Annotated in this window: 17 protein-coding genes; 14 read left to right on the top strand and 3 right to left on the bottom strand. The window is 70.2% G+C overall.

The window, feature by feature from the left end:
• Positions 1-91 precede the first annotated feature (91 nt).
• Positions 92-1,513 carry a sugar porter family MFS transporter gene (locus OG293_RS08990; RefSeq protein WP_405998244.1) on the top strand — a complete coding sequence of 474 codons (1,422 nt, stop codon included), beginning with the start codon at positions 92-94 and terminating at the stop codon, positions 1,511-1,513.
• A gap of 38 nt (positions 1,514-1,551) precedes the next feature.
• On the opposite strand, the gene OG293_RS08985 is transcribed toward OG293_RS08990, so the two are convergent.
• On the bottom strand, positions 1,552-2,523 hold the full coding sequence (locus tag OG293_RS08985) for an LLM class flavin-dependent oxidoreductase (protein ID WP_405998243.1): 972 nt from the start codon (positions 2,521-2,523) through the stop codon (positions 1,552-1,554).
• 614 nt (positions 2,524-3,137) lie between these two features.
• Between OG293_RS08985 and ftsY the strand changes: the two genes are divergently transcribed.
• The gene (gene ftsY / locus OG293_RS08980) at positions 3,138-4,361 is read left to right on the top strand and encodes a signal recognition particle-docking protein FtsY (protein WP_405998242.1); all 1,224 of its coding nucleotides are present in this window, start codon (positions 3,138-3,140) and stop codon (positions 4,359-4,361) included.
• 94 nt (positions 4,362-4,455) lie between these two features.
• On the opposite strand, the gene OG293_RS08975 is transcribed toward ftsY, so the two are convergent.
• On the bottom strand, positions 4,456-5,151 hold the full coding sequence (locus OG293_RS08975; RefSeq protein WP_405998241.1) for a bifunctional DNA primase/polymerase: 696 nt from the start codon (positions 5,149-5,151) through the stop codon (positions 4,456-4,458).
• A gap of 430 nt (positions 5,152-5,581) precedes the next feature.
• Here OG293_RS08975 and OG293_RS08970 point away from each other — a divergent pair, with 430 nt between their 5' ends.
• The 5 genes from OG293_RS08970 (at position 5,582) to ffh (ending at position 13,179) form a co-directional block, all read left to right on the top strand.
• Complete coding sequence (locus tag OG293_RS08970; RefSeq protein WP_406003543.1) at positions 5,582-7,054, top strand: hypothetical protein; 1,473 nt, start codon at positions 5,582-5,584, stop codon at positions 7,052-7,054.
• A gap of 316 nt (positions 7,055-7,370) precedes the next feature.
• Complete coding sequence (locus OG293_RS08965; protein ID WP_405998240.1) at positions 7,371-8,726, top strand: ammonium transporter; 1,356 nt, start codon at positions 7,371-7,373, stop codon at positions 8,724-8,726.
• Positions 8,723-9,061, top strand: a complete 339-nt coding sequence (locus OG293_RS08960; protein ID WP_405998239.1) for a P-II family nitrogen regulator — start codon at positions 8,723-8,725, stop codon at positions 9,059-9,061. The genes OG293_RS08965 and OG293_RS08960 overlap by 4 nt, the downstream gene beginning before the upstream one ends.
• 26 nt (positions 9,062-9,087) lie before the next feature.
• Positions 9,088-11,541: a [protein-PII] uridylyltransferase gene (locus tag OG293_RS08955; RefSeq protein ID WP_405998238.1), complete on the top strand. Its 2,454-nt coding sequence runs from the start codon at positions 9,088-9,090 to the stop codon at positions 11,539-11,541.
• An 87-nt stretch (positions 11,542-11,628) separates the two neighbouring features.
• On the top strand, positions 11,629-13,179 hold the full coding sequence (gene ffh, locus OG293_RS08950; RefSeq protein ID WP_405998237.1) for a signal recognition particle protein: 1,551 nt from the start codon (positions 11,629-11,631) through the stop codon (positions 13,177-13,179).
• Between the two features lie 78 nt (positions 13,180-13,257).
• Here the strand turns inward: ffh and OG293_RS08945 are convergent, their stop codons facing one another.
• The gene (locus tag OG293_RS08945; protein WP_405998236.1) at positions 13,258-14,100 is read right to left on the bottom strand and encodes a methyltransferase domain-containing protein; all 843 of its coding nucleotides are present in this window, start codon (positions 14,098-14,100) and stop codon (positions 13,258-13,260) included.
• 211 nt (positions 14,101-14,311) lie between these two features.
• Here OG293_RS08945 and proS point away from each other — a divergent pair, with 211 nt between their 5' ends.
• The 7 genes from proS to rplS all read left to right on the top strand — a co-directional run bounded on the left by proS (position 14,312) and on the right by rplS (position 19,409).
• On the top strand, positions 14,312-15,724 hold the full coding sequence (proS, locus tag OG293_RS08940) for a proline--tRNA ligase (protein WP_405998235.1): 1,413 nt from the start codon (positions 14,312-14,314) through the stop codon (positions 15,722-15,724).
• A 259-nt stretch (positions 15,725-15,983) separates the two neighbouring features.
• Positions 15,984-16,577, top strand: coding sequence for a hypothetical protein (locus OG293_RS08935; protein ID WP_405998234.1), 594 nt, complete (start codon positions 15,984-15,986; stop codon positions 16,575-16,577).
• A gap of 219 nt (positions 16,578-16,796) precedes the next feature.
• Positions 16,797-17,237 (top strand): 30S ribosomal protein S16, encoded by a 441-nt coding sequence (gene rpsP / locus OG293_RS08930; protein ID WP_405998233.1) that lies wholly within the window; start codon positions 16,797-16,799, stop codon positions 17,235-17,237.
• Positions 17,238-17,239: 2 nt separating this feature from the next.
• Positions 17,240-17,479, top strand: coding sequence for an RNA-binding protein (locus OG293_RS08925; RefSeq protein ID WP_215097147.1), 240 nt, complete (start codon positions 17,240-17,242; stop codon positions 17,477-17,479).
• 81 nt (positions 17,480-17,560) lie between these two features.
• Complete coding sequence (gene rimM, locus OG293_RS08920; RefSeq protein WP_405998232.1) at positions 17,561-18,106, top strand: ribosome maturation factor RimM; 546 nt, start codon at positions 17,561-17,563, stop codon at positions 18,104-18,106.
• Positions 18,106-18,927, top strand: coding sequence for a tRNA (guanosine(37)-N1)-methyltransferase TrmD (gene trmD / locus OG293_RS08915; protein ID WP_405998231.1), 822 nt, complete (start codon positions 18,106-18,108; stop codon positions 18,925-18,927). The genes rimM and trmD overlap by 1 nt, the downstream gene beginning before the upstream one ends.
• A 131-nt stretch (positions 18,928-19,058) precedes the next feature.
• Positions 19,059-19,409, top strand: coding sequence for a 50S ribosomal protein L19 (gene rplS, locus OG293_RS08910; protein WP_405998230.1), 351 nt, complete (start codon positions 19,059-19,061; stop codon positions 19,407-19,409).
• Positions 19,410-19,498: the final 89 nt, after the last annotated feature.

Below are 19,498 nucleotides of genomic sequence, written 5' to 3'. Positions count from 1 at the left end.
CCTTCAAGTGGTGAGCGAGTTGGAGTTGTGCGCCACTTGAAGGGCTCGCCCCCACGCTCGGCGACGCTGCCGGACGGCCCCAGGAGTACACGTGACCAGCACTGAGCAGCCGCCTCCGGGATCGGGGGGCGGTGCGGCCCATCCCGAACACCTCGGCCATGTCATCTTCATCTCGGCCGCCGCCGCGATGGGCGGCTTCCTCTTCGGTTACGACAGCTCCGTCATCAACGGCGCCGTCGAGGCCATCAGGGACCGCTACGACATCGGTTCCGGGACGCTCGCCCAGGTCATCGCCATCGCCCTGATCGGCTGTGCCATCGGCGCCGCCACCGCCGGGCGGATCGCCGACCGCATCGGCCGCATCCGCTGCATGCAGATCGCCGCCGTGCTCTTCACCATCAGCGCGGTCGGCTCCGCCCTCCCGTTCGACCTCTGGGACCTCGCCTTCTGGCGCATCGTCGGCGGCTTCGCCATCGGCATGGCCTCGGTCATCGGCCCGGCCTACATCGCCGAGGTCTCGCCGCCCGCCTACCGCGGTCGGCTCGCCTCCTTCCAGCAGGCCGCCATCGTCATCGGCATCGCAGTCTCCCAGCTGGTGAACTACGGCATCCTGCAGCTCGCCGACGGTGAGCAGCGCGGAGAGATCGGCGGGCTCGAGGCCTGGCAGTGGATGCTCGGCGTCATGGTCGTCCCCGCGATGCTCTACGGACTGCTGTCCTTCGCGATCCCCGAGTCGCCGCGCTTCCTCATCTCCGTGGGCAAGAACGAGCGGGCGAAGGAAGTCCTCCGGGAGGTCGAGGGCGAGCACGTCGATCTCGACGCCCGCGTCGCCGAGATCGACCACGCGATGCGCCGTGAGCACAAGTCCCGGTTCAAGGACCTGCTGGGCAGCCGCTTCGGCTTCCTGCCCATCGTCTGGGTCGGTATCGGTCTCTCGGTCTTCCAGCAGCTCGTCGGCATCAACGTCGCGTTCTACTACTCCTCGACGCTGTGGCAGTCCGTCGGCATCGACCCGACCGACTCGTTCTTCTACTCGTTCACCACGTCGATCGTGAACATCATCGGCACCGTGATCGCGATGGTCCTGGTCGACCGCGTCGGCCGCCGTCCGCTCGCCCTCGTCGGCTCGGCCGGTATGGCCATCTCCCTCGCCCTTGAGGCATGGGCCTTCTCCTACGACCTCGTCGACGGCAAGCTGCCCAACACCCAAGGCGTCGTCGCCCTCGTCGCGGCCCATGTCTTCGTGCTCTTCTTCGCGCTCTCCTGGGGCGTGGTGGTCTGGGTCTTCCTCGGCGAGATGTTCCCGAACAAGATCCGCGCGGCGGCGCTGGGCGTCGCCGCCTCGGCGCAGTGGATCGCCAACTGGGCGATCACCGCGAGCTTCCCGAGCCTTGCGGACTGGAATCTCTCGGGCACCTACATCATCTACACATTCTTCGCCGTGCTCTCGATCCCCTTCGTTCTTCTGTTCGTGAAGGAGACCAAGGGCAAGGCGTTGGAGGAGATGGGCTAATCCCCGCTGCCCTCTCCTCACCACGGAACTGCCCCGGCTCACCCGTTGAGCCGGGGCAGTACCTCTTCACAGAGCAACTGCAGGCTGCGCCAGCCCTCGTCCACCGGCATACCGCCGCACAGCGGATGCAGCACCAGGCTGTCCCCGCCGAGCGTCAGGCACTGGTCCGGCGTGAGGATGCGGTACACGCCCTCCTCGCGCAGCTCCTCGACCGTCGTCGCCTTCGAGCGCACCGCCGAGCGGATGTCCTTGGACTGCCAGGAGGCATACATCCGCGCCTCGTGCAGGAAGTGCGTGCCGTAGTGCGCCCACGCCCGGTCCGGGTCCTCCGCAAGGTGCAGCAACCGGGTCTTCTCGGCCGGCATCATCGTCCAGCCCTCGGTTCCGTGCACCGCGCACTGCTCCTGGTGGTACGCCTCCAGCTCCGGCAGATGCGCGCTCGGGAAGAACGGCAGCCCCAGCCGGGCAGCGCGGCCGGCCGCCGCGCGCGAGGAGCCGCCCACCAGGAGCAGTGGGTGCGGCTGGGTATAGGGGCGGGGAGTGACCCGTACCGTGCGCCCCCGATGGACGAAGGGCTCACCCGTCCACGCCTTCAGCAGGGTGTCGAGCACCTCGTCCTGGATCCTGCCGCGTCTGCTCCACTCCACGCCCATCTGCTCGTACTCCTCGGGCCGGTATCCGATGCCGGCGACCGTGACGAGCCGGCCCTTGCCGATCAGGTCGAGTACGGCGATGTCCTCGGCCAGCCGCAGCGGATCGTAGAGCGGGCCGATGATGGCGGAGACGGTGACCGAGATACGGCGCGTGGAGCCGAGGACCGCGCCGGCGAAGACGAAGGGGGAGGGGATCCAGTTGTCGGCGGCGCCGTGGTGCTCCTCCGTCTGGACGGTGTCCACGCCGCGGTCGTCGGCGTACGCGGCCATCTCCACGGCGGCGCGATAGCGGGCCGCGAGGGTCTCGGGTGTCGCTTCGGGTTCGACGAGATTGAAGCGGGCCACTGTGAAAACCATGGGAACGTACCCCTCCGCCGGTGTGGACAAGGCGAGGAGGGACGGTAGCTGACGCGGTGTCAGATGAGAACGGATGCGGACTCGGGTTCCCCGGCGGCCTCGCCGCCTGTGTGGACCGGTCGCGCGGCGGCGCCGCGTACGGCACGCCGGCCACGAGGGCCGTGACCGTCCGGCCCGGAGTGTTCCGCCCGGTCCAGGGCGGCGCCAGGCTGTAACGCGCGCCCGGCGCGGCGGTGGCGAGACCAGCGCCTGCCGGCGGTTCAGGCCGTTGGAGGCGATCGCCCCGCGCCCACCGTGAGCAACAGCACACGGACATCCGCGGCCACCCAGGCGGGGAACGGTCCGCGGACACGGCCCGGGCGCTCCCCGCCGGGGCGGGGTCGAGGCCGCGGGTCCCGACGGCGCTGTCTGTCGCGCCTTCGGGCTCGGAGGCGGCTGGTAGGGAACGGCTCCGTACGACGGGTGGGGGACCCCGGCGGGAGGGTGGCCGGGCGGCAGGCCAGAAGCTCCAGCATCGTACGAAAGCATCAAAAGGCCCAAATGGGGCCACGGCTCCTTGCCGGAGCGCCGGGGGCCGCTGCGGCCGGGCGGTCGTGGCCGATACTGGGTGGGTTATGGAAATCGTCATCCTTGCTGTAGTCATCGCCCTGGTCGCGGTCGGCGCGATCAGCGGGCTCGTGGTCAGCAGCCGCAAGAAGAAGCAGCTGCCGCCCTCGGCGCCGTCGAGCACGCCGACCATCACTGCCCCGCCCGCCGAGCCTCAGGTCGGTGAGGACGCGGCCGAGACGGTCGAAGAGTCGCGCCGCACGATCGAGGAGGTCGACCTACCCGAAGCCGCGGAAGCGGTTCAGGCTCCGCCCGCCGTCGAGGACCCCGTCGTCGCGGCACCGCCGGCCCCCGAGATCGAGATCCCGGAGCCGACCGCCGGCCGGCTGGTCCGGCTGCGCGCCCGCCTCGCCCGCTCGCAGAACTCCCTCGGCAAGGGGCTGCTCACGCTTCTGTCGCGCGACAACCTCGACGAGGAGACCTGGGAGGAGATCGAGGACACCCTGCTCACCGCGGACGTCGGCGTGGCGCCGACCCAGGAGCTCGTCGAGCGCCTGCGTGAGCGTGTGCGGGTGCTCGGCACACGGACGCCCGAGGAGCTGCGCGCGCTGCTGCGCGAGGAGCTGCTGCATCTCCTCGGCACCGACTTCGACCGCGCCGTGAAGACCGAGAGCGGCCCGGACACCCCGGGCGTCGTCATGGTCGTCGGTGTCAACGGCACCGGAAAGACCACCACCACCGGCAAGCTGGCGCGGGTGCTCGTCGCCGACGGCCGCAGTGTGGTGCTCGGCGCGGCGGACACCTTCCGGGCCGCCGCGGCGGACCAGCTCCAGACCTGGGGCGAGCGGGTCGGCGCGCGTACGGTGCGCGGCCCCGAGGGCGGGGACCCGGCGTCGATCGCCTTCGACGCGGTCAAGGAGGGCATCGCCGAGGGCGCGGATGTCGTGCTCATCGACACGGCGGGCCGGCTGCACACCAAGACGGGCCTGATGGACGAGCTCGGCAAGGTCAAGCGTGTCGTCGAGAAGCACGGCCCGCTGGACGAGATCCTGCTGGTCCTCGATGCCACGACGGGACAGAACGGCCTGGTGCAGGCGCGGGTGTTCGCGGAGGTCGTGGACATCACCGGCATCGTGCTGACGAAGCTGGACGGCACGGCCAAGGGCGGCATCGTGGTGGCGGTCCAGCGCGAGCTGGGCGTACCCGTGAAGCTGGTGGGTCTGGGCGAGGGGCCGGACGACCTGGCGCCGTTCGAGCCGGAGGCGTTCGTCGACGCGCTGATCGGCGAGTAGCCGGGCCACGAAACGTTTCGGGCATATTCCTTGATCGTCGGACGGGCCGGAATTCAGCCCGTCCGACGAGCGGGGCCTGGTCCGGGGCGGCGCGTCAAGCCCCTTCGGCGATCGAGGACAGTCCCCGCATCGGGCGTACCCGATGGCAGATGTACGCCAGGGTGCCCAGCAGCAGTCGTGCCTCCGGTGGAGCCGTCGCCGCGTCCAGTGACGGCGGGCGCAGCCAGCTCACCGGACCGAGGCCCGCATGGTCCGACGGCGGGGCGGTGATGTGCGCGCCCGGCCCCAGGCAGTGCAGATCCAGATCCGCGTCGTCCCAGCCCATCCGGTAGAGCAGCTGCGGGAGTTCGTCCGCGGCGCCCGGCGCGACGAAGAACTGGCAGCGGCCGTCCGGCGTGGCCGTCACCGGGCCAAGGGGTAACCCCATCCGCTCCAGTCGCACCAGCGCGCGCCAGCCCGCCGCCGCGGCGACGTCCAGAACGTCGAACGTCCGGCCGACGGGCAGCAGCAGCGCCGCGCCCGGCACCTCTGCCCAGGCCCTGGTGACCTCGTCCAGCGTCGCGCCGGCCGGGATCTCGGGGGTGAAGGGGAGGGGGTGCGCGCCCGGCGACACACAGTCCGCGGCGCCGCAGGAACACGCGCCGGAGGCCGCTCGGGCGCCCGGCGCCACGTCCCAGCCCCACAGCCCCGTGTACTCCGCCACCACGGTGCGTTCCGTGGTGCGGCCGCGGCGCCGTGAGCCGGGCCTGATCTCCCTGATCCCCCGGCTGCTGCCGATCGTGAAGCCCATGCCCCCTCCAACGGGTCGAAATCGCCGGTGGTTACGACCCGAAGTCTCCCCGTGACACTGCGTCGCAACCGGTGAAGGTCAGGCGGCGCACAGTGGCGAGAGGGGTGGTGCGGACTGGGTCTCGCGCCTCTGCGTGCACCGCTCCGCTGTCTCCCGATCGTCGTATGTCAAGTGAATCGCGCCCGGCCGCGGGGGAGTTCATCCGAAGGGGTGGCGAATGGTGGCGTTTCTGGAATCGCCCTCGCTGGAGGGGTGATCGTAGGATTACTTTCAGTACACGAGCCCTGGAGTTTCAGTGCGCCGTGGGTATGCCGGAGGCAATTCGGTTTCCCGTTCGATGGGGTGCAACCTCCCCACGAAGAGCCTCAACTCACGGCATTCTGGTACGGGTTCGAGCGGCAAGGGCTTGAGGCGGATGGGGGCGTTTCCAATGGGCGGCAGCGGCGCAGACGGTACGAATGCGGCCAAGCGCCCGAACGGGCAGCTGAGCTCGTGGTTCGTGCGCAGCGGTTGGTCGAAGGGCGAGCTCGCGCGCCAAGTGAACCGCCGGGCACGGCAGATGGGCGCGCACCACATCTGCACGGACACCTCGCGCGTGCGCCGCTGGCTCGACGGCGAACAGCCGCGCGAGCCGATTCCGCGCATCCTCTCCGAGCTGTTCTCCGAGCGCTTCGGCAGTGTCGTCGCCATCGAGGACCTCGGTCTGCGCTCGGCGCACCAGTCACCGTCGGTGTCGGGAGTGGACCTGCCGTGGGCGGGCCCGCAGACCGTCGCCCTGCTCAGCGAGTTCTCGCGCAGCGATCTGATGCTGGCGCGGCGCGGCTTCCTCGGCACCTCGCTCGCCCTGGCCGCGGGGCCCGCCCTCGTCGAGCCGATGCAGCGCTGGCTGGTGCCGTCCCCCGGCGGCGAGGGACCGCCGGTGCCGCCCGCCGCCCTGCGCAGGGCCTCACGGCTCTCCAAGCCCGAGCTGGACCTGCTGGAGTCCACCACCGTGATGTTCCGCCAGTGGGACGCGCAGTGCGGCGGCGGACTGCGGCGCAAGGCCGTCGTGGGCCAACTGCACGAGGTCACCGACCTGCTGCAGGAGCCGCAGCCCGCGGCCACCTCGCAGCGGCTGTTCACCTGCGCCGCCGAGCTCGCCGAGCTGGCCGGCTGGATGAGTTACGACGTCGGCCTGCAGCCCACCGCGCAGAAGTACTTCGTGCTGGCGCTGCACGCGGCCAAGGAGGCGGGCGACAAGCCCCTCGGCTCGTACATCCTGTCCTCCATGAGCCGTCAGATGATCCACCTCGGGCGTCCCGACGACGCCCTGGAACTCGTTCATCTGGCGCAGTACGGCAGCCGCGACTGCGCCACCCCGCGGACCCAGGCGATGCTGTATGCGATGGAGGCCCGCGCGTACGCCAACATGGGCCAGCCCAGCAAGTGCAAGCGAGCCGTCCGGATGGCCGAGGACACCTTCGGCGACGCGGGTCTCGACGGCGAGCCGGAGCCCGACTGGATCCGCTTCTTCTCCGAGGCCGAACTCAACGGCGAGAACGCCCATTCCTACCGTGACCTGGCCTATGTGGCCGGCCGCAGCCCCACCTACGCATCGCTCGCCGAGCCGGTCATGGAGCGCGCCGTCGATCTCTTCGGCAAGGACGACGAGCACCAGCGGTCGTTCGCACTCAATCTGGTCGGCATGGCCACCGTCCATCTGCTCAAGAGGGAGCCCGAGCAGGCGACCGCGCTGGCGGGCCATGCGCTCACGGTTGCCAAGCGGGTCCGCTCGGAGCGGGTCAACACCCGGCTGCGCAAGACCGTCGACACGGCCGCACGCGACTTCGGCGACGTCGCCGAGGTCGCCCACTTCACCGACCTGCTCACATCCCAGCTGCCCGAGACCGCGGAAGCGGTCTGAGCGGGCGGCATCCACCAGACCCCGGCCACGACGCGCACCCCGAACAGTCCGACTCGGCTCCCCCGTGCCAGGTCAACAGGTGAGCGTCGTGGCCGGTTCTCCGGGGGCCCAGGACGTTCGCAGAGGGTACTCCCGCTACTTACTCGTGACCCCCTGGTTCATGACGGCGTAACACGCCGGACCTCTTCGTCACTGCGGCGAAACATCGGGCGGCATCGACGGAAACCGCAACCCGCCAATCTCAGGGCCCATAACCGGCCCGCCCTTCCGCACAGGTTCCGCCCGCACGCGGCCGCACGACGACGAGGAGACGCCGATGCCTCCAGGCATCTCGACGCTTGCTGCAGACACACCGACGCTGTCTTCAGCCAACACCGGCTTCATGCTCATCTGCTCCGCCCTGGTGATGCTGATGACGCCCGGCCTCGCCTTCTTCTACGGAGGCATGGTCCGCGTCAAGTCCACCCTGAACATGCTGATGATGAGCTTCATCAGCCTCGGGATCGTCACCATCCTGTGGGTGCTGTACGGATTCAGCCTCGCCTTCGGGACCGACTCGGGCTCCATCATCGGCTGGAGCGCCGACTACGTAGGACTCAGCGGCATCGGCCTCACCGAGCTCTGGGACGGCTACACCATCCCGGTGTACGTCTTCGCCGTCTTCCAGCTGATGTTCGCGATCATCACGCCCGCGCTGATAAGCGGTGCGCTCGCCGACCGCGTCAAGTTCACCGCCTGGGCGCTCTTCATCACGCTCTGGGTCACCGTCGTCTACTTCCCGGTCGCGCACTGGGTCTGGGGCGCGGGCGGCTGGCTCTTCGAGCTCGGCGTCATCGACTTCGCCGGCGGTACCGCCGTCCACATCAACGCGGGTGCCGCGGCACTCGGCGTGATCCTGGTGATCGGCAAGCGCGTCGGCTTCAAGAAGGACCCGATGCGGCCGCACAGCCTGCCGCTGGTCATGCTCGGTGCCGGTCTGCTGTGGTTCGGCTGGTTCGGCTTCAACGCCGGATCCTGGCTGGGCAACGACGACGGCGTCGGCGCGGTGATGTTCGTCAACACCCAGGTCGCCACCGCCGCCGCGATGCTCGCCTGGCTGGCGTACGAGAAGATCCGCCACGGCGCGTTCACCACGCTCGGTGCCGCCTCCGGCGCGGTCGCCGGTCTGGTCGCCATCACCCCGTCCGGCGGTGCCGTCAGCCCCCTCGGCGCGATCGCCGTCGGCGCGATCGCCGGTGTGCTGTGCGCCATGGCCGTCGGCCTGAAGTTCAAGTTCGGCTACGACGACTCCCTCGACGTCGTCGGTGTCCACCTCGTCGGCGGTGTCGCAGGATCCCTGCTCATCGGCCTCTTCGCCACCGGTGGTGTCCAGTCCGACGCCAAGGGCCTCTTCTACGGCGGCGGTCTCGAACAGCTCGGCAAGCAGGCCATCGGCGTCGGCGCAGTACTGGCCTACTCTCTGGTGGCCTCGGCACTCCTCGCCTTCGTCCTCGACAAGACGATCGGCATGCGGGTGGACGAGGATGTCGAGGTCTCCGGCATCGACCAGGACGAGCACGCCGAGACGGCGTACGACTTCAGTGGTGCGGGCGGCGGTGCCGGGTCCCGCAAGGCCGTGCCCACGCCGGTCGACTCCGTGGCAGCTGCTGAGAACAAGAAGGTGGACGCATGAAGCTCATCACCGCAGTCGTGAAGCCACACCGGCTGGACGAGATCAAGGAGGCCCTCCAGGCCTTCGGCGTCCAGGGGCTCACGGTCACGGAGGCCAGCGGCTACGGCCGCCAGCGCGGTCACACCGAGGTCTACCGGGGCGCGGAGTACACCGTCGACCTGGTGCCGAAGATCCGTATCGAGGTGCTGGTCGAGGACGACGACGCCGATCAGCTCATCGAAGTGGTTGTGAAGGCCGCCCGCACCGGCAAGATCGGTGATGGCAAGGTGTGGAGCGTTCCGGTCGAGACAGCGGTACGGGTGCGGACCGGCGAACGCGGCCCGGACGCGCTGTAAACGCACAAGAGAACAGGAGCTGCCGGGTGACGAGCCTCGAAGTGACGACCGAAGCGGAAGACTCGGGACCCAGCGGCTATGCGGCGGCCCGGCTGCGCCTTCTGAACGAGAAGGAGCAGTCCGGGCCGCCGCGCCGTGCCGCCCTGGCCGAGCTGACCGACCAATGGCTGAGCGCGCTGTTCACCACCGCCTGCCAGGAGGCAGGAGTCAGGGGCGCGGCCCTCGTCGCCGTCGGCGGATACGGCCGCGGCGAGCTCTCCCCGCGCAGCGACCTCGATCTGCTCCTGCTGCACGACGGAAGCGCGGGCGCCGGTGCGCTGGCCTCCCTGGCGGACCGGATCTGGTACCCGGTGTGGGATCTGGGGCTGGCCCTCGACCACTCCGTACGCACCCCGTCGGAGGCCCGCAAGACGGCGGGCGAGGATCTGAAGGTGCAGCTCGGGCTGCTCGACGCACGGCCCGTCGCCGGTGATCTGGGCCTCGTGGCGGGCCTGCGCACCACCGTTCTGGCCGACTGGCGCAATCAGGCCCCCAAGCGGTTGCCCGAGCTGGACGAGCTGTGCCGTGAACGGGCCGAGCGCCAGGGGGAGCTGCAGTTCCTGCTCGAACCCGATCTGAAGGAGGCCCGCGGGGGGCTCCGGGACGCCGCCGCGCTGCGCGCCGTCGCCGCGTCCTGGCTCGCCGACGCGCCCCGGGACGGGCTCGCCGACGCGCGCAGGCGGCTGCTGGACGCCCGGGACGCGCTGCATCTGACCACCGGGCGTGCCACCGACCGGCTCGCCCTGCAGGAGCAGGACCAGGTCGCCGCGGAACTCGGCCTGCTGGACGCCGACGCGCTCCTGCGGCAGGTGTACGAAGCGGCGCGTACCGTCTCGTACGCCACCGACGTCACCTGGCGCGAAGTGAACCGGGTCCTCAGGTCGCGGTCCGTGCGCCCCCGGCTGCGGGCCATGCTGGGCGGCGGACGCACGCCGCAGCCCGAGCGCACCCCGCTCGCCGAGGGTGTCGTCGAGCAGGACGGCGAGGTGGTGCTCGCCCGCACCGCGAAGCCCGAGCGTGATCCCGTACTTCCGTTGCGGGCGGCCGCGGCGGCTGCCCAGTCGGGCCTGCCGATCTCGCTGCACGCGGTACGGCGCCTCGCCACCGCCACCCGGCCGCTGCCCGTGCCCTGGCCCGCCGAGGCCCGCGAGGAACTCGTCACGCTGCTCGGCGCCGGCGAGTCCATGGTCGGCGTGTGGGAGGCCCTGGAGGCCGAGGGGCTGATCACCCGGCTGCTGCCCGACTGGGAGCGCGTACGGTGCCGGCCGCAGCGCAACGCCGTGCACACCTGGACCGTCGACCGGCACCTCGTCGAGGCCGCGGTCAAGGCGTCCGCGCTGGCCCGTCGCGTGGGCCGCCCCGACCTGCTGCTGGTCGCGGCCCTGCTGCACGACATCGGCAAGGGGTGGCCGGGTGACCACTCCGTGGCGGGCGAGACCATCGCCCAGGACGTCGCCACCCGGATCGGGTTCGACCGCACCGACGTGGGCGTCATCGCCACGCTCGTACGCCACCATCTGCTGCTCATCGAGACGGCCACCCGGCGCGACCTGGACGACCCCGCGACGGTCGCCTCCGTCGCCGGGATCGTCGGATCGGCGGGCACCCTGGAACTGCTGCACGCCCTCACCGAGGCCGACGCGCTCGCCACCGGTCCCGCGGCCTGGTCAGCCTGGCGCGGCTCCCTCGTGACCGAGCTGGTCAAACGGGTCGCCGCCGTCCTCGCGGGCAACGCCCCGCCCGAGCCCGAGCCCGCCGCGCCCAGCGCCGAACAGGAACGCCTCGCCATCGAGGCCCTGCGCACCGGCGAACCGGTGCTGTCGCTGCACGCCCAGACCGAACCGGACGCGGGCGGCGAACCCGAGCCCGTCGGCGTCGAGCTCCTCATCGCCCTGCCCGACCAGCCGGGCGTGCTGCCCGCCGCCGCCGGGGTGCTCGCCCTGCACCGGCTCACCGTCCGCGCCGCCGACCTGCGCTCCATCGACCTGCCGAGCGAGCTGGGCGGGCCCTCGGGCGTACTCCTGCTGAGCTGGCGGGTCGCCGCGGAGTACGGCTCGCTCCCGCAGGCCGCCCGGCTGCGCGCCGATCTCGTACGGGCCCTGGACGGCTCGCTCGACATCCCGGCCAGGCTCGCCGAACGTGAGGCGGCCTATCCGCGGCGCCGCGGGGTGCAGGCACCACCGCCGCGGGTCACGGTCGCCGCGGCCGGTTCGAGCCTGGCGACCGTCATCGAGGTGCGCGCCCAGGACGCACCCGGCCTGCTGCACCGGATCGGCCGGGCACTGGAGGGGAAGGCGGTACAGGTGCGCAGCGCGCATGTCTCCACACTGGGCTCGAACGCCGTCGACGCCTTCTATGTGACCGGTCCCGACGGGGCGCCGCTGCCCGCCGACAAGGCCCAGCAGACCGCCCGGGCGCTGGAGGCGGTGCTCCGCGCCTGACCCTGGGGGCAGACCGCACCGCGCGCGGCCGGATACCCTGGGGGACACTGTCCGCCCGCCCCCGACACCTGAGGATCCGCGACCACCGTGTTCGACACCCTCTCCGACCGCCTTGCCGCGACATTCAAGAACCTCCGGGGCAAGGGCCGCCTGTCCGAGGCGGACATCGACGCCACGGCGCGCGAGATCCGTATCGCGCTGCTCGAGGCGGACGTGGCGCTGCCCGTCGTCCGCGCGTTCATCAAGCAGATCAAGGAGCGCGCGAGTGGTGCCGAGGTCTCCGCGGCGCTGAACCCTGCCCAGCAGGTCATCAAGATCGTCAACGAGGAGCTCGTCGGCATCCTCGGCGGCGAGACGCGACGGCTCCGCTTCGCCAAGCAGCCGCCGACCGTGATCATGCTCGCGGGTCTCCAGGGTGCCGGTAAGACCACGCTGGCCGGAAAGCTCGGCCTCTGGCTCAAGGGCCAGGGACACGCCCCGCTGCTCGTCGCCTGTGACCTCCAGCGCCCCAACGCCGTCAACCAGCTCTCGGTGGTCGCCGAGCGCGCCGGCGTCGCCGCCTACGCGCCGGAGCCGGGCAATGGCGTCGGTGACCCGGTCAAGGTCGCCAAGGACTCGATCGAGCACGCGAAGGCCAAGCAGTACGACGTCGTGATCGTCGACACCGCCGGCCGCCTCGGCATCGATCAGGAGCTGATGCAGCAGGCCGCGGACATCCGCGACGCCGTCAGCCCCGACGAGGTCCTCTTCGTCGTCGACGCGATGATCGGTCAGGACGCGGTCAACACCGCGGAGGCCTTCCGCGACGGCGTCGGCTTCGACGGCGTGGTGCTCTCCAAGCTCGACGGTGACGCCCGTGGTGGCGCCGCGCTCTCCATCGCGCATGTCACCGGCCGTCAGATCATGTTCGCCTCCAACGGCGAGAAGCTGGACGAGTTCGACGCGTTCCACCCGGACCGCATGGCGTCCCGCATCCTCGGCATGGGCGACATGCTCAGCCTGATCGAGAAGGCCGAGCAGACCTTCAGCCAGGAAGAGGCCGCCAAAATGGCCTCCAAGCTGGCGAGCAGCAAGGGCAAGGACTTCACACTCGACGACTTCCTGGCCCAGATGGAGCAGGTCAGGAAGATGGGCTCCATCTCCAAGCTGCTCGGGATGCTGCCCGGCATGGGCCAGATCAAGGACCAGATCAACAACATCGACGAGCGGGACGTGGACCGTACCGCCGCGATCATCAAGTCGATGACGCCCGGCGAGCGCCAGGAACCGACGATCATCAACGGCTCGCGCCGTGCCCGTATCGCCAAGGGCTCGGGTGTCGAGGTCAGCGCCGTGAAGGGCCTCGTCGAGCGGTTCTTCGAGGCGCGCAAGATGATGTCGAGGATGGCCCAGGGCGGCGGTATGCCGGGTATGCCCGGGATGCCGGGCATGGGTGGCGGGCCGGGCCGGCAGAAGAAGCAGATCAAGCAGGCCAAGGGCAAGCGCAAGAGCGGCAACCCGATGAAGCGCAAGGCCGAGGAGCAGGCGGAGGCCGCCCGGCGTGAGCAGGCGGCGCAGGGCGGGGCGTTCGGCCTCCCGGCGGGCGAGCCCGGCAAGGACTTCGAGCTGCCGGACGAGTTCAAGAAGTTCATGGGCTGACACCGGCCCGACGCGCGGGGGCCCGCGGCCGTACTCCGGCCGCGGGCCCCCGCGCGTCGCTGTGCTGAGTGCGGGCCCTCAGCGGGTGCGCGCGATCAGGTACCGGAAGACGTTCGGCATCCACACCGTCCCGTCCCGCCGACGGTACGGATGGAGCGCCTCCGCCATCTCCTTCTCCACCTGCGGCTGATCGGTCGCCCGCACGGCCGCCGCGTACAGGCCCGTCGACATCAGCCCCCGCACAGCACTCTCCATGTCCGCGTAGCCGAAGGGACATGCCACCCGGCCTGAGCCGTCCGGCCTCAGACCGGCCCTGGCCGCGACGTCCTCCAGGTCGTCCCTGAGCGAAGGGCGCCAGCCGCCCGAGCGCAGGCGTTCGCTCAGCCGGCCGGCCACGCGCAGGACGCCCGAGGTCGCGCAGCGCTCCGGCGGGCCCCAGCCCGTCAGGACCACCGCCGCGCCGTGCTCCGCCCGCTCGACGGACGCCGCCAGCGCGGGCCCCAGGTCCTCGGCGTCGCCCGCCACACAGCCGATCGGCTGAAACGCGGTGATCAGGTTGTACGGAGCCCGGCCCGTGTCCGCGACCGCCGCGGCGTCACCCTCCGTCAGCTCACAGCCCTGCCCGGCCGCTCCCGAATCCGGAGCCATCCGTTCCCGTGCCAGCTCCAGCCGTTCTCGGTCCGTGTCGCACCCCGTCACGCTCGCACCGCGCGCCGCCGCGATCAGCAGCGCCAGACCGGACCCGCAGCCGAGGCCGAGCAAACGCGTCCCGGCACCGACCTCAAGGCGCTCGTACACCGCCTCGTAGAGCGGCACCAGCATCCGTTCCTGGATCTCGGCCCAGTCGCGGGCGCGTGATCGCGCCCCGGAGGGAGACGCGGACGCCGCGTGAGGCCGGTGCTGGACGAGCGTTGGTGTCATCGGAAAGCGCCCCAATCCGCCAAGAGGTCAGCCGAGCCCAGAAGGACAGCCCCCCGTGCGCGTATGCCTGCGCCCCCTCCGTGTGTCAGAGAACTCCCCATGCGTCACCAAGTCCAGGGGGCGTATGGCATTGCTTGTGTGCCCCCGGCGCACGCCCCATGGGCGCAGGCCGATTCACGCTCGGCACCGGTGTCGCCGTACGATGCGCGCCATGGCAAAGGCACCCGTTCTCACGCCCCAGTCGGAAGACTTCCCGCGCTGGTACCAGGACCTGATCAACAAGGCCGAACTGGCGGACAACGGCCCGGTGCGCGGCACCATGGTCATCCGACCGTACGGATACGGCCTGTGGGAGCGGATGCAGCAGGAGATGGACGCCCGCATCAAGGACGCGGGTGCCCAGAACGCCTACTTCCCGCTCTTCATCCCCCAGTCTTACCTGACACGGGAAGCTGAGCACGTCGAGGGCTTCGCGCCCGAGCTCGCGGTCGTCACACACGGTGGCGGCAAGGAGCTGGAGGAGCCCGTCGTCGTGCGCCCCACCTCCGAGACGATCATCAACGACTACTTCTCGAAGTGGGTCCAGAGCTACCGCGATCTGCCGCTGCTGATCAACCAGTGGGCCAACGTGGTCCGTTGGGAGATGCGGCCGCGTGTCTTCCTGCGGACGACGGAGTTCCTCTGGCAGGAGGGCCACACCGCCCACGCGACCTACGAGGACGCCCGCGACTATGCCGCGTACATCCACAAGGAGGTCTACGCGGACTTCATGGCCAACGTCCTCGGTATCGACGTGGTGCTCGGCCGCAAGACACCCAGGGAGCGCTTCGCCGGAGCCATCAACACCCTGACGCTCGAAGGGATGATGGGCGACGGCAAGGCCCTTCAGATGGGTACGAGCCATGAGCTCGGCACCAACTTCGCCAAGGCCTTCAACACCCAGTACCTGTCCAAGGACGGCAAGCAGGAGCTGGTCTGGCAGACCTCCTGGGGTACGTCCACCCGGATGGTCGGCGGTCTGATCATGTCGCACGGCGACGACAACGGGCTGCGCGTCCCGCCCCGCCTCGCCGCCGTCCAGGTCGTCGTGATGGCCATCAAGGGGGACGAGGCCGTCGCCAAGGTCCGTGAGATCGGCGCCGAACTGAAGGCCGCCGGCCTGCGGGTGCAGATCGACGACCGCGTCGACACCCCCTTCGGACGCCGCGCGGTCGACTGGGAGCTCAAGGGAGTTCCGGTACGGATCGAGGTCGGTCCCCGCGACCTGGAGGCGGGCACCGCGATGCTCGCCCGCCGCATCCCCGGAGGCAAGGAGCCCGTGCGCCTGGACACGCTGACCGGGCTGCTGCCCAAGGTTCTCGAGGAGGACCAGGCGCAGCTGCTGCGCGAGTCGCGCAAGCGCCGCGAATTCCGGACAAGCGAGGTGACGACGATCGAGGAGGCGGCCGAGGCCGCGATCGCCGGTGGCTGGGCGCGTATCCCCTGGTCGACGCTGGGCCAGGACGGTGAGGCCAAGCTCGCGGAACAAGCCGTTTCGGTGCGGTGCCTGGTCGCCGAGGACGGTTCGGTGCCCGACGCCGACGACGCCCCCGGTACTGTCGCGATCGTGGCCCGCGCCTACTGAGGCACGGACGACCGCACGGGCGAGGGCGCTCGGGCGCGAATGCTCCCGGACTTCGGCAGCGGCCCCGGCGCAAGGAAGTTGTCTAAGCGCTGGGGCGTACACGCCGCTACGTACCACCTTGGTGTGAGCTGTGAGGCTTCTCCGCAGATCAGCGCACCCGCCCTCGTCGGGACGCATCAACCGCAACTGACTGGTACGTGCAAAATATTTGGGATGCCCCGGAATGGAACCCGCGAGCGCCTCGGCTCGTTATCACGACGTGAGCACGACACCACCTGTTCTCGCCGCAGAGCTGGCACAGGCGTGGGCCGATATTCAGCGGCACCACCCTGAGCTGCCGGATCTTGCCGCGCCAGAGTCCCTGATCGGAGAGTCGTCGTCCGCCTGTGGCGCCGAACTCTCCTTCGAGCGACTGCTCCATGAGGCAGTCCACGGCATCGCCGCCGCCAGAGGTGTCCGCGACACCTCCCGCGCCGGCCGCTATCACAACCGCCGGTTCCTGGCGATCGCCGAGGAGATGGGCCTGGACCACGTCGACGAGCCGCATCCAAGCAGCGGCTTCTCGCTGGTCGCGCTCAACCCCGAGGCGAAGCGGCGGTACCGACCCACGATCGAGAGACTGCAGCGCGCCCTCAAGGCGCACACGGTCGCGACGGCCTCCGACACCAAGCGTTCCTTCCGCGGTCCGGCCGCCCGGCACGGCTCGTCCGGTGGCGGTGTGCGGGTCAAGGCGGTCTGCGACTGCGGGCGCAATGTCCGCGTCGTACCGTCCGTACTTGCCCAGGCGCCCATCGTCTGCGGCGGCTGCGGCAAGCCGTTCCGTATCCCGGATGTGGTCGCCGCTGCGAGCTGAAGCGTTCCACCCGCCGGGTCGGGCCGCCGGTGGGGGCGGTGCGGCTCCGGCCGGGTGCGAGGGCGTCGCAGGTGTGTGGCACAATGGCTAGCTGTACTCGACAGCCGCACAGGAACCCTCTCGCCTCCGGCTGACGCGTCCATCGGGCACCCGAGTACCGCAACCCCACGTGGCATCTTGTTGTGCCCAACCACGTCAAGACCAGGAGACACCACTTCCGTGGCAGTCAAGATCAAGCTGAAGCGTCTGGGCAAGATCCGTTCGCCTCACTACCGCATTGTCGTCGCCGACTCCCGTACCCGCCGTGACGGCCGGGCCATCGAGGAGATCGGTCTGTACCACCCGGTGCAGAACCCGTCGCGCATCGAGGTCGACTCGGAGCGCGCCCAGTACTGGCTGTCCGTCGGCGCCCAGCCGACCGAGCCGGTTCTCGCGATCCTGAAGCTCACCGGTGACTGGCAGAAGCACAAGGGCCTGCCGGCCCCGGCGCCGCTGCTCGTCGCGGAGCCGAAGGACAAGCGCGCCGCGTTCGAGGCCTTCACCAAGGGCCTTGAGGGCGACGAGCCGAAGGGTGAGGCGATCACCCCGAAGGCGAAGAAGGCCGACAAGAAGGCGGACGAGGCTGCTGAGGCTCCGTCCACCGAGTCGACCGAGGCCTGAGCATGCTCGAGGAGGCTCTCGAGCACCTCGTGAAGGGCATCGTCGACAACCCGGACGATGTGCAGGTCGCCTCGCGCGACCTGCGCCGCGGGCGTGTGCTCGAGGTTCGGGTCCACCCCGACGACCTCGGTAAGGTGATCGGCCGTAACGGCCGCACCGCGCGCGCCCTGCGCACCGTCGTGGGCGCCATCGGTGGCCGTGGCATTCGCGTCGACCTCGTCGACGTGGACCAGGTTCACTGACACGTTGTTGAACACCGGCTCGGGCCGGGGAGGGCCTACGGGTCCGCCCCGGCCCGCAGTCGTATCGAAGGAGAAGCAAGCGTGCAGCTGGTAGTGGCGCGGATCGGCCGCGCCCACGGGATCAAGGGCGAGGTCACCGTCGAGGTGCGCACGGACGAGCCGGAACTCCGGCTCGCGCCCGGCGCCGTACTGGCCACCGACCCGGCCACCGCTGGGCCTCTGACGATCGAGACCGGACGGGTGCACAGCGGCAGGCTGCTGCTGCGCTTCGAAGGCGTACGCGACCGCACTGCCGCCGAAGGCCTGCGCAACATCCTGCTGATCGCCGATGTGGACCCCGAGGAACTCCCCGGGGAGCCCGACGAGTACTACGACCACCAGCTGATGGACCTCGACGTCGTGCTCGCCGACGGCACCGAGATCGGCCGTATCACCGAGATCAGCCATCTGCCCTCGCAGGACCTCTTCATCGTGGAGCGGCCCGACGGCAGCGAGGTGATGATCCCCTTCGTCGAGGAGATCGTCTGCGAGATCGACCTGGACGAGCAGCGGGCCGTCATCACGCCGCCGCCCGGTCTGATCGACGAGAGCGAGGCCGAGATTGTGTCGAGCCGGGACGAGAACTGATGCGCCTCGACGTCGTCACGATCTTTCCCGAGTACCTCGAACCGCTGAATGTCTCCCTCGTCGGCAAGGCGCGCGCGCGGGGGCAGCTGGATGTGCATGTGCACGACCTGCGGGAGTGGACCTACGACCGGCACAACACGGTCGACGACACCCCGTACGGCGGCGGTCCCGGGATGGTCATGAAGACCGATCCATGGGGTGACGCGCTCGACGACGCCCTGGCGAGCGGGTACGAGGCCGACGCGCACGGCCCCGTCATGGTCGTGCCCACGCCCAGCGGACGGCCCTTCACCCAGGAGCTCGCCGTGGAGCTCTCCGAGCGTCCGTGGCTGATCTTCACCCCGGCCCGGTACGAAGGAATCGACCGCCGGGTCGTGGACGAGTACGCCACCCGGATACCGGTCTACGAGGTGTCCATCGGGGACTACGTGCTGGCCGGCGGCGAGGCTGCCGTACTGGTGATCACCGAGGCCGTGGCGCGACTGCTGCCGGGCGTCCTCGGCAATGCGCAATCCCACCGCGACGACTCCTTCGCACCCGGCGCGATGGCCAATCTGCTCGAAGGCCCGGTGTACACCAAGCCCCCCGAGTGGCGAGGGCGGCCCATTCCGGACGTGCTGGTCAGCGGCCACCACGGCAAGATCACGCGCTGGCGGCGGGACGAGGCGCTGCGGCGCACCGCGCTCAACAGACCTGACCTGATTGAGCGTTGCGACCCCTCCGCCTTCGACAAGAAGGACCGGGAGATGCTGTCCATCCTGGGCTGGGCACCGGAGCCCGGCGGCCGATTTTGGCGCAGGCCCGAGGCCGTGGAAGAATAAGCCGCTGCTGTACGTCCAGCCGGCGCCCCTGCCACAGGGGGAACGACGCTCGCCCGACGTGAACAGCACCCTGACTCTCATCCCGATCATTCCGCTGATGACCTGTGGCATCGGCGAGGAAGCAGACCCACATGTCTCACCTGCTCGACAACGTCAACGCGGCTTCGCTGCGCAGCGACGTCCCCGCCTTCCGTCCCGGCGACACGGTGAACGTGCACGTGCGCGTCATCGAGGGCAACCGCTCGCGTATCCAGCAGTTCAAGGGCGTTGTCATCCGCCGCCAGGGCTCGGGCGTCAGCGAGACCTTCACGGTCCGCAAGGTCTCCTTCTCCGTCGGCGTCGAGCGCACCTTCCCGGTGCACAGCCCGATCTTCGAGAAGATCGAGCTCGTCACCCGCGGTGACGTCCGCCGCGCGAAGCTCTACTACCTCCGTGACCTGCGCGGCAAGGCCGCCAAGATCAAGGAGAAGCGCGACAACTGAGCCTCGGCTCGTACGCGCGCTTGATCCTTCGGGCCTGAGCTTCCGCTCACAACGGGTCACACTAACCCCGTGCTCACAGGGCGGCCGGA

This window comes from Streptomyces sp. NBC_00829 (genome assembly GCF_045161795.1).
GTDB lineage: Bacteria > Actinomycetota > Actinomycetes > Streptomycetales > Streptomycetaceae > Streptomyces.
The sequence above is the reverse complement of the archived record's forward strand: the minus strand, read 5'-3'. Positions and strand labels throughout refer to the sequence as shown.